General features: G+C 36.4%; 11 protein-coding genes and 1 pseudogene. 10 read left to right on the top strand and 2 right to left on the bottom strand.

Features of this window, described 5'->3' with window-relative positions:
- Positions 1–116 (top strand): annotated as a pseudogene (locus tag ACXM0J_RS12080) (glutathione S-transferase); the annotation flags it as partial.
- 269 nt (positions 117–385) lie between these two features.
- Positions 386–1,798, top strand: coding sequence for a glucose/sorbosone family PQQ-dependent dehydrogenase (locus tag ACXM0J_RS12075; protein WP_086266210.1), 1,413 nt, complete (start codon positions 386–388; stop codon positions 1,796–1,798).
- 135 nt (positions 1,799–1,933) lie between these two features.
- On the opposite strand, the gene ACXM0J_RS12070 is transcribed toward ACXM0J_RS12075, so the two are convergent.
- The gene (locus ACXM0J_RS12070) at positions 1,934–2,809 is read right to left on the bottom strand and encodes a LysR family transcriptional regulator (protein WP_086266209.1); all 876 of its coding nucleotides are present in this window, start codon (positions 2,807–2,809) and stop codon (positions 1,934–1,936) included.
- 386 nt (positions 2,810–3,195) lie between these two features.
- Between ACXM0J_RS12070 and ACXM0J_RS12065 the strand changes: the two genes are divergently transcribed.
- The gene (locus ACXM0J_RS12065) at positions 3,196–3,783 is read left to right on the top strand and encodes a TMEM175 family protein (RefSeq protein WP_086266208.1); all 588 of its coding nucleotides are present in this window, start codon (positions 3,196–3,198) and stop codon (positions 3,781–3,783) included.
- Positions 3,784–4,160: 377 nt separating this feature from the next.
- Positions 4,161–4,805 (top strand): glutathione S-transferase family protein, encoded by a 645-nt coding sequence (locus tag ACXM0J_RS12060; RefSeq protein ID WP_086266207.1) that lies wholly within the window; start codon positions 4,161–4,163, stop codon positions 4,803–4,805.
- Between the two features lie 164 nt (positions 4,806–4,969).
- Here the strand turns inward: ACXM0J_RS12060 and pobR are convergent, their stop codons facing one another.
- Positions 4,970–5,785 (bottom strand): IclR family transcriptional regulator PobR, encoded by an 816-nt coding sequence (pobR, locus tag ACXM0J_RS12055; RefSeq protein ID WP_017385546.1) that lies wholly within the window; start codon positions 5,783–5,785, stop codon positions 4,970–4,972.
- 141 nt (positions 5,786–5,926) lie between these two features.
- On the opposite strand from pobR, the gene pobA reads away from it, so the two are divergent.
- The 6 genes from pobA to ACXM0J_RS12025 all read left to right on the top strand — a co-directional run bounded on the left by pobA (position 5,927) and on the right by ACXM0J_RS12025 (position 13,352).
- Positions 5,927–7,141: a 4-hydroxybenzoate 3-monooxygenase gene (gene pobA / locus ACXM0J_RS12050; RefSeq protein WP_086266206.1), complete on the top strand. Its 1,215-nt coding sequence runs from the start codon at positions 5,927–5,929 to the stop codon at positions 7,139–7,141.
- 175 nt (positions 7,142–7,316) lie between these two features.
- Entirely contained in the window at positions 7,317–8,039 is a 723-nt protein-coding gene (locus ACXM0J_RS12045) for a UTRA domain-containing protein (protein WP_086266205.1), read from the top strand.
- 91 nt (positions 8,040–8,130) lie between these two features.
- Positions 8,131–9,168, top strand: a complete 1,038-nt coding sequence (locus tag ACXM0J_RS12040; RefSeq protein WP_068931127.1) for a putative 2-aminoethylphosphonate ABC transporter substrate-binding protein — start codon at positions 8,131–8,133, stop codon at positions 9,166–9,168.
- A 22-nt stretch (positions 9,169–9,190) separates the two neighbouring features.
- Positions 9,191–10,393: an ABC transporter ATP-binding protein gene (locus ACXM0J_RS12035; RefSeq protein WP_086266204.1), complete on the top strand. Its 1,203-nt coding sequence runs from the start codon at positions 9,191–9,193 to the stop codon at positions 10,391–10,393.
- Positions 10,387–12,096: a putative 2-aminoethylphosphonate ABC transporter permease subunit gene (locus ACXM0J_RS12030; RefSeq protein WP_086266203.1), complete on the top strand. Its 1,710-nt coding sequence runs from the start codon at positions 10,387–10,389 to the stop codon at positions 12,094–12,096. The genes ACXM0J_RS12035 and ACXM0J_RS12030 overlap by 7 nt, the downstream gene beginning before the upstream one ends.
- A gap of 101 nt (positions 12,097–12,197) precedes the next feature.
- Positions 12,198–13,352 carry a TIGR03364 family FAD-dependent oxidoreductase gene (locus ACXM0J_RS12025; protein WP_086266202.1) on the top strand — a complete coding sequence of 385 codons (1,155 nt, stop codon included), beginning with the start codon at positions 12,198–12,200 and terminating at the stop codon, positions 13,350–13,352.
- The last annotated feature ends 2 nt before the right edge of the window (positions 13,353–13,354 follow it).

The raw sequence follows: 13,354 nt of genomic DNA, 5'->3' as shown, positions 1-13,354 counted from the left end.
AATTCTTTAAATATTCAATCAAAATGTCTTAATGTTGAACAATATGTAAAGAGTGTAGAAAGCTTAAAAAAGCCATGTCTATTGATCAAAATCTTCATCACCAAATCAATGCCTAAAATTGCTGTAAGTAATTTTTCTAATCTTCTTTGGCTGCTCAATTGGCTCGTATTAGTTCTGATATAAACCGTTTTAGTCTTTGGCTAGTTCAAATTGTATTTCTGGGCAATACATATTGTATTCAACTACAGCCTAGTTACTTACCTGAGTTTTTGGTTTTATATGCAATTACATACTTTAATAAATTTCACTAATTAAAGTGAAAATTTTTTTATGGGTTTTTTTATATAAAGCTTTGTTTTTGGCTGTAATTTTTTAGGAGTGATTTATGAAACGTCGGTTTTTTATTTTGAGTAGCGCTATTCTTTTATGCTTACCTACACTTGCAACAGCTAAAGAAGTTAATAAATTAAAAGTTAATGAGACCTTTGATGTAAAGATTATTACTGATGGCTTGAGCTCTCCATGGGAAATGCTGTGGGGCCCAGATAACATGCTTTGGGTTACTGAACGTGAAGGAGCTCGAGTAGTAAGAATTAATCCTGAGACTGGAGAGAAAAAAGTTGCTGCAACAATTGACGGTGTATTTATAGATCATCAGCATAATGGTCTTTTAGGGATGGCTTTTGCACCAGGCATGACAGCGAAACAAGGTCAAGTCTATTTAACCTATACTTATAAGGGCGCCAATCAAGCTGGAAAACAAGGATTCTGGGCTAAAATTATTAAGATGGACTATGATGGCAGAACAGAAAAGCTTAGAAATCCAAAAACTATAATTGACGGAATTCCTGCTGCGAATGACCATAATGCTGGAAGATTGGTTTTTGGTCCTGATCAAAAGTTGTATATGTCTAAAGGTGAATTAGGACATAATCAGGGGCATGCTCAATGTTTACTAAATGAAGCACAACGTACTCCAACAGCAAATGAAGTTAAAAATTCTGATTGGACTGCATATGTTGGTAAGGTTTTACGCCTAAATGCGGATGGTTCAATTCCTTCGGATAATCCACGAATTGATGGTGTTCAAAGTCATATATTTACTTATGGTCATAGAAATCCACAAGGTTTAGTCTTTGTAGGAAAAGAATTATTCTCGGTAGAACATGGACCATCTAGTGATGATGAAGTAAATCGTTTAGTTGCAGGAGGAAATTATGGGTGGCCTAATGTTGCAGGTTATTTAGATAATAATTCTTATCAATATGAAAATTGGTCTGGTGCTCCAGACTGTAACAAACTTGTGGGTGCCACAGATACTAATCGCGTTAAAACTCCTCCTCAAGTCCCTGTAATGAAAGAGACTGATTGGAAAGCTCCAAGTAATTTCCATGAACCAATAAAGACTTTTTTCACTGTCCCTAAAAATTATAACTTTGACGACATACGCTGCAAAGATATGTCTTATCTCTGTTGGGCAACAATTGGCCCTTCGAGTGTGACGTATTATCCTAGTAATGGTCCGATCAAAAACTGGCAAAATAGTTTGTTGGTCACCTCATTAAAAAATGGTGCACTGTATACTGTTGTATTAGATGGAAATAAAGTTCAAGCACAAGGTGATGGAGGAAAATATTTTCATACTCAGAACCGTTATCGTGTTGCACGACTTAGTCCAGATTTAAAGAGTGTATATCTTGCAACAGATGTAACGGGGAATGTACTCGATGAAAATGGAATACCAACGAATAAAATGGCTAATCCAGGTTCAATTATTAAATTAACATATCATCCATGATATTAGTATTTTAGTAAAACAACTCTTTATTTTTGAACGAGCTAATGTTAATTATCTAAAGATAAAGAATAATGAAAATTCATGTTTAGGATTAATTTTTAAAATTAATCCTAAACATTTTATTTAACCTAAATGTTAGCTGATAGGAGGGTTAGTTTCAGGATTTGATAGAAAGTCTTTTACACAATCCAAAAATACTTGAATTTTTTTTGGAGATTTTTCTGCATAAGGTGTGATTGCATAAAAATAAAGTTTTGGAGTATAAAAATCGTCTAAACATCTTATAATTTCTCCATTATGTTCACTTTTTTTTACTAAGAACTCTGGTAAAAATATAAGTCCTTTATCTTCTTTACAGAAATCTAAAAGAATATCACTATTGTTACATATTAATTTAGGTGGTGAAATAGTTAGATTGTTTTTTAAATCTGACCTAGAATGTAAAAAAATATTATGCTGGATTAAATCCTTAATAGTTTGAGGCTTTCGATGTTTTGTAAAGTATGAAGGTGTACCATAAAATCTTCTATAGTAAGTATCTATAAGATGTGTGTTTTTTTCATCAAATTCTTCTTCAATTTTTAAAATAATATCTAAGTTGCCTTCATTTGTATTAGACTCATTATCTGAAAATAATAAGTTGATTATTATGCTTGGATATTGTTCCTTGAATTTTGAAATAATTTCTGGGAAGCAGGTTTTAGTGAAAGAGTGGGGTGCCTGAATTGTTAATATGCCTTCAGGGTATTTTTGATCGTATATAAAATCATTAGTTGCCGCTTTTAATTCATTTTGGATAACTTTACATCGTGAATAGAATTTTTCACCTGAAGTGGTTAAATTCATATTTCTAGTATTACGAATAAATAAACTGGTACTAAATGTACTTTCTAAATGATAGATTCTTTTAGATACTTGATCTCGGCTAATATTTAGTTCAAGAGCCGCTTTGCTAAAGTTACCATTTTCAACAACAGTAATAAAAGCATTTATACAATCTAATTTATCCATTGCAGAGCGAAAATATAGGAGGATTTGTCGGTAAGGTATATAAATTTATTCAAGTTATCAATAATTGTATATTGTGAAAATACATATTGTATTTAAATTGATATCTAGGAATTTACATAACTTTTTGGTTATATAGTCATCTCTTCTAGGTAAGCCAATTGGATTAAAGATGAGTAAAAATAGTAATACTGAAATTCCTTCCGTTCTTTGATGGATAATTAGATTTTTAGCGATTGTTTTTAAATTAATGATGGGGTCTAAATTTAAAATTTTGATAAATGTTCTTGAAGTTTTGTGTGATGAGTGGAAAAGATTGATTTTAATGTTTTTGAAAGTTATTTTATTTTTGAAATTATATAATTATTAAATAAATTTGGATTTAAAAAATGAATAAAAAGCGTTTAGAATTACTGAGTGATGTTTTTTTTGTTGCTGTTATTTTGAGCATGGTGATGCATATAGAAATCCCAAAGAATAATGATTTTTATTCTTTGGTTAATGAAGCTTGTTGTTTTACTTTTTATGTTTTAACTTTTATTTTTATAGTGATTTTATGGAACTGTCATTATCACTTGTTTCAAGTTGTTGATAATATTAATGGAAAAATTTTTAAAATTAATCTTTTTTTTATATTTTGGATAACTATTATTCCTTTTTCAGTGGAGTGGATGGTATCAACAAACTTTTCACGAAATCCAGTATCTATTTATACGTTTATCTTATTTGTATGCAGTATTTGCTATAAAGTTTTAGAAAAAACTATTATTCGGTTTGAAAGGAAAAAATACTTGACTTCAATTTTGTTTAATAATCATGAGAAATTATTTGATTCTAATTTTTTTTATTTCTTTTCTTTTGTGTTGAGTTGGTTTTTTCCAAAAATTTCATTATTATTTTTAAGTTTTATAATAATTTTTCTTTTGTTTTCATGTAGTAGGGTTGAAAAATATTTTAATGAATGTAAAAGTCATTAGATAATTTGTTATTGGTCTATTTCTTTTGAGTGAAAAATAGATAGATAATAGATTTTAGTGACTAAATAGCATAAAAATAGTTAACTTGTTTATAATAAATATGACGTAACAAGTGATAGTAAATCGATATACAACTCTATTAAACTTTTTCGTTCTATATCAACTTCGAACTATTAATATACGCTAGGCAATAGATAAAATTAAAAGCCAGTTTGTCACTATATCTACGGATGTGGTTTTTATACTTTTAAGACATTTACTTTATTGCTTGATCAGACAAATGCGTGGCTGATAACAAAAAATATTAGACCGGTCGTCTATCAAGCTATATAGTTAGGCCTTACTTTGTTGACCTTCTAGTTTAAAAGAGAAAATTAATGTCTATTATTCTTCATCATTTAAATGCTTCACGCTCATTTCGCATTCTGTGGTTACTTGAAGAAATTAATCAACCATATGAATTAAAAAGTTATTTTCGAGATAAAGCTACAAATCTTGCACCTCAAGAATTAAAAAACATACATCCTTTAGGAAAATCACCTGTGATTGAACTTAATGGAAAAGTAATTGCTGAATCAGGTGCCATTGTAGAAATTTTGATTGAAAAGTTTGCTCCTCAACTGATGCCCGCGAAAGATTCAGACAGTTATCTTGATTATTTACAATGGGTTCATTTTTCAGAAAGTTCTGCTATGGTTCCATATTTATTAAATATTTTTAATTCGATTGAGTTAAAAAATGGCACTCAATTAAAGTTCTTAGATCAATATGCGCAGACTGAGTTGGATAAAGTATTTTCATATTTAGATCAACAGTTAGTAGGCAAAAAATTCTTAGTAGGCGATTGCTTAACGGGTGCAGATTTTATGATTGGTTTCGTAGTCTATGGTCTAATTAATTCTTTAAATATTCGGTCAAAATATCTCAATATTGAACAATATGTAAAAGGTCTAGAAAACCTAGAAAGCTGGAAAAAAGCCATGTCTATTGAACAAAATCTTCATCAACATACCAATGCCTAAAAATTGCTGTAAGTCATTTTTCCAATATTGTTTAGCTGCTCAATTGGCTCGTATTCATTCTTTCACGAGTTCTGCTAAACCAGCGAGTTAAAGACCCCGTTGTTTTAAAATTATGATTTGAAACTCTTGTCCCTCTAATTGATGACAAGAGTTTCTAAGACGATTTAAATTACATTTCTGAGTTCATTTGCCGTGTTACGCAGCAATGGCAAAATTTGCTGAACTAAATAATCTTCTTGTACACGGTTGGTTTGCGACATGCAGTTAAGCGCTGCTATGGCTTGACCTTGTGCATTAAATACGGGCACAGCAATCGCAATCACGCCAAGCTCATGTTCTTCTTTAGAAAGACAATAATCCGATAACGAAATACCCTTAAGCACTTCAAAAAACTTTGACTCATCTACAATGGTAAAAGGGGTTAAGCGCTTTAAACCATAATTTTTTACCCACGTATGTTGAGCTTCTTCGGGTAGTGCTGCCAGCAATACTTTACCTGTAGACGTGGCATGCGCAGGGAGTCGGTTACCTAAATGCATACCATAAGGGCTAACACGCAGATTATCTTGCTGAGGTAAATAACTACGGGCAATCGGCACCACTTCGTTATCGTCCAGAACCACAATCGAAAAAGTTAGAGATGTCTGCGCACACAAAAGATTTAAAAATGACTGAGCAACTTTAGGCAGGTGGGCAGAGCTTAAATAAGAACTCGAAAAGCGCAGCACGCGATGAGTGAGCCAAAAGTAGTGTTCATCTGTTTCTAAATAGCCTAAGTACTTTAAAGTTTTTAGATAACGCCTTGCCGCTGTACGGCTAATGCCTGTTCGCTCGGCTACTTGAGTGACATTAAGCCGCTGGCGATCCGTTCCAAAAGCTTCGAGTAAAGCTAAGCCTTTTGCTAAGCCTGCAATGTAGTCTTCTTGACGAATTTTCTCATGCGAGTTTGGGTGCTCTAAAAAAGCATCGAGAGAAGGCATCCTTTCGTTCCTGTTATTTTGGTTATTTCTGTCCGCTATTCGGACAAACTAAATGATAAACGGTTATTTTCGTCTTGGATACATAGTGCACAAAACTTAAAGCCAGTAATTTAAAAGTCAGGATGAAACAAGGATGAAGTTATGGATAGTTTAAAGACACAGGTTGCAATTATTGGATCTGGACCAGCAGGGTTATTGCTGGGGCAACTTCTATATAAAGCTGGCATCGACCATATTATTGTTGAGCAACGTAGTGCTGAATATGTGGCTTCGCGGATTCGTGCAGGAATTTTAGAGCAAGTTTCGGTCGACTTACTGAAACAAGCAGGCGTTGACCAAAACCTAAAAGACAAAGGATTACCGCATTCAGGCATCGAAATCTTAACCAATGGTGAATTGCATCGCGTTGATTTGGCTGCACTCACGGGTGGCAAACAAGTAACCGTATATGGTCAGACCGAAGTCACCAAAGATTTAATGACTGCGCGTGAAGCAGAACAGCTCACTTCATTTTATGAAGCTCAAAATGTACAAGTGAAAGATTTTTACACTGAACCAAAAGTTGAGTTTGAGTACCAAGGTAAAGCTTTTGAAATTCAGTGTGACTTTATTGCTGGTTGTGATGGCTACCACGGTGTCTGCCGTGCCAGCGTACCTGAAGATAAAATTAAAACCTTTGAAAAAGTTTATCCGTTTGGCTGGTTAGGGGTGTTGGCCGATGTGCCACCTGTAGCCGATGAACTCATTTATGTACAGTCAGAGCGTGGATTTGCTTTATGTAGTATGCGTTCAGAAACACGTAGCCGTTATTATTTACAAGTCCCTTTAACAGATCACGTCGAAGATTGGTCAGATGAAAAGTTCTGGGATGAGCTAAAAAACCGTCTAGACCCTGAAAGCCGTGAAAAGCTAGTCACAGGACCTTCTATTGAAAAAAGTATTGCGCCGTTACGTAGCTTTGTGACCGAGCCAATGCGTTTCGGAAAACTATTTTTAGCAGGTGATGCTGCGCATATTGTTCCACCGACAGGAGCAAAAGGCCTCAACCTCGCGGCTTCTGATATTGCTTATTTATCAAGTGCGCTTGTTGAATATTATGTTGAAGGTTCCGAGCAAGGTATAAATGAATACTCAGAAAAATGCCTACAACGTGTATGGAAAGCGGAGCGTTTTTCTTGGTGGATGACTCATTTATTGCATCGTTTTGAAACTGAAAGTGAGTTTGATCATAAGATTAAACAAGCCGAGTTAAGTTATGTGCTTGGATCAATTGCAGGTAAAACCACATTGGCCGAAAACTATGTCGGTTTGCCTTATGAGATTAAGCAAATTGATAGTTTCAAGCACGCAAGCTAAAGACTAAGTAGAAATAAAAAGGGCATGCAAATGTCCTTTTTATTTATAAAAACTTAACTGGTAAGCAATAGCTTAAGAGACTGTTTTGCTTAAAAGATCAGCATTAATAAAAGCTTTTGTCATATTTTTTCAGTATATTGCTATTAATTTCTTTATTTATAAATTCTAAGTTTGTATGGAACAGGATCAAGCTCGCATACCTAAATATATTCCTATCCGCGATGCAATTGCCCACGATATTGAATCTGGCGTATTAAAAGCCCACGCAAAACTCCCTTCGGAAAGAGTGCTTTCAGAACAATTCCAAACCACTCGAGTGGCTGCACGTGAAGCTTTGTTGGCTTTGGAAACTGATGGCCTGATTTATCGATTAGATCGCCGTGGTTGGTATGTTCGTTCTCCTCGTATTATTTATCACCCGCAATCTACCAAAAACTTTAATCAGTTTGTGATTGAACAAGGCTATGAACCTTCGACAGAAGTGATTTCGAGTGAACTGACTCAGGCTACTTCTTGGGATGCTAAGCATTTAAAAGTTGAAAAAGGGCATCCGATTTATTCAGTTTGGCGACGTCGTTGTATTAATGGACGACCTGTTTTGGTTGAGCATTTACGTGTTAACGCCGAGTTTTTCCCTGAGTTTTTAACTCATGATCTTAAGCAATCGATTACTTTACTGATGGCAAATCAATATAACTGCCATATCACCAGAGCTGATATTAACCTCTATCCAACGGCCTTATCGGAACAGCAGGCCAAAGCATTGCATGTCAATGTAGGCGCGCTCGGTTTATATATTCGTCGTAGTAATAGAAATAAAGAAGGCGTAATTACTGATGTTGACCAAGAATATTGGCTACATGATGTTTTAGATTTACATTTCGAAGCGCGAGCATAAAAATATAATCTGGTTTAAACCAGATTAATTAAACTGTCATATAAAGCTGTTGAAATACGAGCATCAAATAATTGCATTCGATGGTTTGCAGATGAAACAGTATGTTCAACAGACAATTAAACTTGGTACTGCATCAGTTTTAGGTGTGGTGGTTGCTATTCAAATGGGATGTTCATCAGCAACATCAAAAAACTCAGAAGAAATTACAGTCTATACGGCAGTGGAAGCCGACCAGCTCAAACAGTATCAAGAAGAATTACACAAAGCCTATCCAGAGCTAAAAGTAAAATGGGTACGTGATTCAACAGGTGTGATCACCGCTAAACTTTTGGCAGAGCAGAAAAACCCACAAGCGGATGTGGTTTTTGGTGTGGCTTTAACCAGTTTACTGGTCATGGAAAAGAAAGACATGCTTGAGCCTTTCAAACCTGAAGGTGTTCAAAATTTAAAACCAGAATTTGTAAGTCAAAAACCTGTACCGACTTGGACGGGTATGGATGCATGGGAATCTGCAATTTGTGTAAATAAAGTCGAATTAGAAAAACGTAAGTTACCAATTCCAAAAACTTGGAAAGATTTAACCAACCCCATTTATAAAAACCTGATTGTGATGCCAAATCCAGCTTCGAGTGGCACAGGCTATTTAGATGTCACGGCTTGGATGCAAATTTGGGGCGAAAAGCAGGCATGGGACTATATGCAGGCTTTAGATAAAAACATTTCACAATATCCTCACTCTGGCTCAAAACCTTGCAAGATGGCTGCACAGGGAGAAATCCCAATTGGAATTTCCTTCGGTTATCCAGCCTTTAAATTAAAAGCAGAGGGTGCACCTTTAGAAGTGGTTTATCCAACTGAAGGTTTAGGTTGGGAAATGGAAGCCTCAGCAATTGTGAAAGGAACCAAGAAATTAAGTAGCGCACAAAAATTTATAAATTGGTCGGTAAGCAAAGCGGCAAATGAAGCCTATGCCCATAACTTTTCAATGGTGGCCTACAAAGGCATTGAAAATACCACTATGGACTTCCCGAAAAACCTTCCCCAAATGCTCGTAAAAAATGATTTTTATTGGGCGGCAGAGCAGCGTGAACGTATTTTGGCTGAATGGTCAAAGCGTTTTGAAAAGTGATCTTTTGGATAAGGGCCTTATTATGCAAATTCCTTCGTCATTGCAATCATCGCTGCTAGGTCAAAACCAAAAGGCCGCGTTAGCAGGGCATTTATTGTCGACATTAACGACCTATAAATATCCTGAACATGGCCCCTCAGTTTTAGAAGTAGTGGATATTCAAAAAAAGTTCCAACACTTTCAGGCCCTAACGCATATTAATTTAGACCTGAAAGCTGGCGAGTTCGTGAGCTTTTTGGGACCTTCTGGATGCGGTAAAACCACATTGCTACGCATAATTGCGGGTCTAGAAAAACCTGATTATGGAAAGGTTATAAAAAGGGGCGCAGACATTACATTGTTGAGTGCTGAAAAGCGTCACTGTGGCATTGTGTTTCAGAACTATGCGTTATTTCCAAACTTAAACGTTGAAGAAAATATTGCGTTTGGCTTAGACAAAAAGAAATGGGATAAGGCACAGCGTAGTCAACGAGTTCAGCAATTATTAGAACTGATTGAATTACCCGATATTGCTAAAAAATATCCAAATCAATTGTCGGGTGGGCAGCAGCAACGTATTGCGCTTGCTCGGGCAATTGCACCGAATCCTGATATTTTACTGTTGGATGAACCATTGTCTGCACTCGATGTTCAGGTACGTCTAAAGCTAAGACAAAAGATCCGTTCGATCCAATCGCAGCTCAATTTGCCAACGATTATGGTCACACACGATCAAGAAGAAGCATTAAGCATTTCTGACCGTGTTGTGGTGATGAATCATGGGGTCATTGAGCAAATTGATACGCCGCACAATATTTATTACAAGCCACAAACCCAATTCGTTGCAAAGTTTATTGGCACCATGAACTTTTTAACTGCCACTTGTTCAGTCGCCAATCAGCTCGAGGTTTTAGGTTTTATTCTTCTAAATTTGGAACAGCAAAAACTTAAAGCAGGGCAAAACTACAACATTGGTTTTAGACCGGAAGCTGTCGAGTTGGTTGATGATTTTGGTAGTGATAAAGAATCGTTGTATTTACCAGTTAAAGTATTAAGCACTGAGTTTTTAGGCGCAAAACGCCGTTTGTTTTGCACTATTCATATTGATGGAATTGAGCAGGCAAAGCACCTTTTGCAAATTGAAATTGAAAATACCATGTTCAAATCTTTGCAAGAACTCATGTTTATAAAAGTGCCTAATCAGCTCATTCATGTCTTTGACGAACAAGGGTACGCACTATGTTAAATGAAGCTGCTTCAGCGGTTTTAAAAACACAGCCGCGTCGAAAAACTGAATATTCATTAAGATCAAATATTGCTTTAGCTGCCGTCGCAATCGCTTTGACTTTAGCAATTATTGCTCCTTTAATGATGCTGTTTGAAACGGCATTTTTTGATGAAAATCAAAATTTTGTTGGCCTAGAAAATTTTTATAATTATTTTGCAAGCCCAGCTTTACTCGGCTCTGTATTTAACTCGGTGTGGGTTGCTTGTGCTGCTACTGTCATTACAGTATTTCTTGCCAGTATTTATGCTTTTGCACTCACCAATGTGAATATAAAAGGCAAAGGCTTCTTTAAAGTGGTCGCTTTTTTACCCATTTTAGCGCCGTCACTTTTACCATCTTTGGCATTGGTTTATTTGTTTGGTAAGCAAGGTGTGTTTAAACCTTTACTGGGCGATATACAAATTTATGGTCCAATCGGTATTTTAATCAGTTATTGCTTTTGGCTATTTCCAGCAATTTTAATGTTGATGATGGTGTCTTTTCGCAGTGTCGATCAGCGTTTAATTGAGGCATCTTTGTCGCTAGGTAAAAATATCTGGAAGACACATTACCACGTCACATTACCTGCAATTCGGTATGGACTCATCAGTGCAAGTCTGGTGGCTTTTATTTATGTGCTGACCGATTTTGGGATTCCGAAAGTCATTGGCGGTTCATTTAATATGATGGCGCTTGATGTCTATAAACAGATTATTGGTCAGCAAAATATGAGCATGGGTGCGGTAATTTCCATCTTATTGTTGTTACCAGCAGTTTTTGTATTCATTTTCGATCGTATTCAAAGCAAACGCCATGCACGGTTTCAAGCTTTTCAGGCTAAACCTTACATTGCGACATCGAATAAAAAACTTGAAGTCGTTCTGAGCTTATTTTGTGGGTTGGTTTCAGGTGCGATTTTACTCATTATCTTTACGGCAGTGCTGGCTTCATTCATTCAGTCTTGGCCTTATGATTTGTCTTTAACCTTAGCACATTACAGTTTTGAATATGTCGATGGCGGCGGTTGGGCAGCGTACTTTAACTCGGTTCGTATGGCACTCTTTAGTACGGTTTTTGGAACAGCACTGATTTTTATGGTGGCCCTATTAACCGAACGTTTTAAGGCACACCCACTCATTAAAAACTATGTGCAAGCTTTGGTTTTATTACCCCTTGCTGTACCAGGGTTGGTGCTAGGTATTGCTTATATTTTGTTTTTTAACCAGCAAAGCAACCCTTTAAATGTGCTGTATGGAACCATGACCATTTTGGTGATTTCAAGCATCGTGCATTATTACACCGTCCCACACCTGACTTTAACCAATGCCATTAAACAGATTCCGCTACAGCTCGATCAGGCAGCAGAAACTTTAGGAACATCGAAGTGGAAAACCTTTTGGAAAGTGTATTTGCCAATGTGTTTTCCTGCGCTATGCGATGTATCGGTCTATGTTTTTGTGAATGCCATGACGACTGTGTCGGCTGCGATTTTCCTCTATTCACCAGACACTAGTTTAGCTGCGGTAGCTGTTTTAAATATGGATGATGCAGGCGATACGGTTGCTGCTGTTGCGATGAGCATTTTGATTTTAACCACCTCATGTGTTGTAAAACTCATTCACTGGTTATTTACCAGAAAAATTATGGCAAGAAGTCAGCAATGGCGCGAAAGCTCTCATTAAGTTTTAGCTAAACACAATTTTTATTTAACCGACTGAAACGAAACGCTTTGTTCAACAAGGCAAGGGTTTATTCATCCTAAATTTCGAAAATTGGAAGTCTTATGAATAACGCAAAGTTTGATTTAATTGTTGTCGGCGCCGGTATTTTAGGTTTGTCCGCTGCCATACAGGCGCAAGAGCAAGGCTTAAAAGTCTGTATCTTTGAGAAAAATGCTAAACCTGTGGGGGCAACTCGCCGTAATTTTGGCATGGTCGGAACATCGACTTTAACCCATCCAGAGCAACAGTGGCGAAAATACGCGCTTGAAACGCGTTCTTTTTATCAACGCATTCAGGCTGAAGTCGATATTTCATTTGAGCAAAGACAAGGTGTGTATCTGGCAAACACGGCACTTGAATGGCAGGTTTTAAATGAGTTTGTCGAGCGTGCAAATAACTATCAAATTCCTGTGCATTTACGAAGTCATGATGAACTGGTCACCCAATTTTCCTATTTGAACCCCGAGCAGCAGTTTCAAGGCGGTTTGGTTTTTGAAGAAGACTATTCGGTCGAACCACATGTGATTGGGCAGCGACTATTGGCATATGTACAAAGAAAAGGTGTAGAGATTTATACCAATGCCTGTGTTGTTCAAACCCAATATCAGCATGAAAGTTGTCTGGTTCGTTTGGCAAGTGGTGAGGCATATCGGGCAAATAAAGTTTTGATCTGTCACGGTGAAATTATCGATATTTTATACCCAGATCTCTTACGAAGCTTGAATCTGAAACGTTGTGGCTTACAAATGGCCATGACTCAACGGTTTCACCAAAAATTAAATGCTTCTCTTTATTCAGGCTTATCTATTTCACGTTATCCGGCTTTTGAAATTTGCCCAAGTCATGCGGAGTTGGTTAAAGCGTCACCACAAGGTTTCATTAAAGAATACGGTATTCATATTCTGATTAAACAAAACGAATTTGGCGAACTCATCGTAGGTGATAGCCACGAATATCATTCAATTGATGAAGCGCCTCAGTTCGAGCAGCGTGAAGAGATTAATGAATTTATCCAAGCTTACTGCCATGAAAAATTAGGGCTGACTTTACCTCCAATTCAAAAACGTTGGAATGGTTATTACCTGACTCATGAAGATGAGTTGGCCTGTGTCACTGAAGCTGAAAAAAATATCTTTCTGGTGAGTGCAATTGCTGGCAAAGGTATGACCACAGGGGCCGGATTTATGAAAGAAATATTAGAAGAAAATATTTACTAGTT

The sequence above is a fragment of the Acinetobacter sp. GRABPA_MV_2 genome (genome assembly GCF_056725885.1).
This window is presented reverse-complemented; position numbering and strand designations above follow the sequence as displayed.

Coding starts and splice junctions, on each gene's coding strand:
- ACXM0J_RS12030 (WP_086266203.1), top strand. CDS start 10,387: ATGTTAAATGAAGCTGCTTCAGCGGTTTTAAAAACACAGCCGCGTCGA.
- pobR (WP_017385546.1), bottom strand. CDS start 5,785: ATGCCTTCTCTCGATGCTTTTTTAGAGCACCCAAACTCGCATGAGAAA.
- ACXM0J_RS12025 (WP_086266202.1), top strand. CDS start 12,198: ATGAATAACGCAAAGTTTGATTTAATTGTTGTCGGCGCCGGTATTTTA.
- ACXM0J_RS12060 (WP_086266207.1), top strand. CDS start 4,161: ATGTCTATTATTCTTCATCATTTAAATGCTTCACGCTCATTTCGCATT.
- ACXM0J_RS12045 (WP_086266205.1), top strand. CDS start 7,317: ATGGAACAGGATCAAGCTCGCATACCTAAATATATTCCTATCCGCGAT.
- ACXM0J_RS12035 (WP_086266204.1), top strand. CDS start 9,191: ATGCAAATTCCTTCGTCATTGCAATCATCGCTGCTAGGTCAAAACCAA.
- ACXM0J_RS12040 (WP_068931127.1), top strand. CDS start 8,131: ATGAAACAGTATGTTCAACAGACAATTAAACTTGGTACTGCATCAGTT.
- ACXM0J_RS12070 (WP_086266209.1), bottom strand. CDS start 2,809: ATGGATAAATTAGATTGTATAAATGCTTTTATTACTGTTGTTGAAAAT.
- ACXM0J_RS12075 (WP_086266210.1), top strand. CDS start 386: ATGAAACGTCGGTTTTTTATTTTGAGTAGCGCTATTCTTTTATGCTTA.
- pobA (WP_086266206.1), top strand. CDS start 5,927: ATGGATAGTTTAAAGACACAGGTTGCAATTATTGGATCTGGACCAGCA.
- ACXM0J_RS12065 (WP_086266208.1), top strand. CDS start 3,196: ATGAATAAAAAGCGTTTAGAATTACTGAGTGATGTTTTTTTTGTTGCT.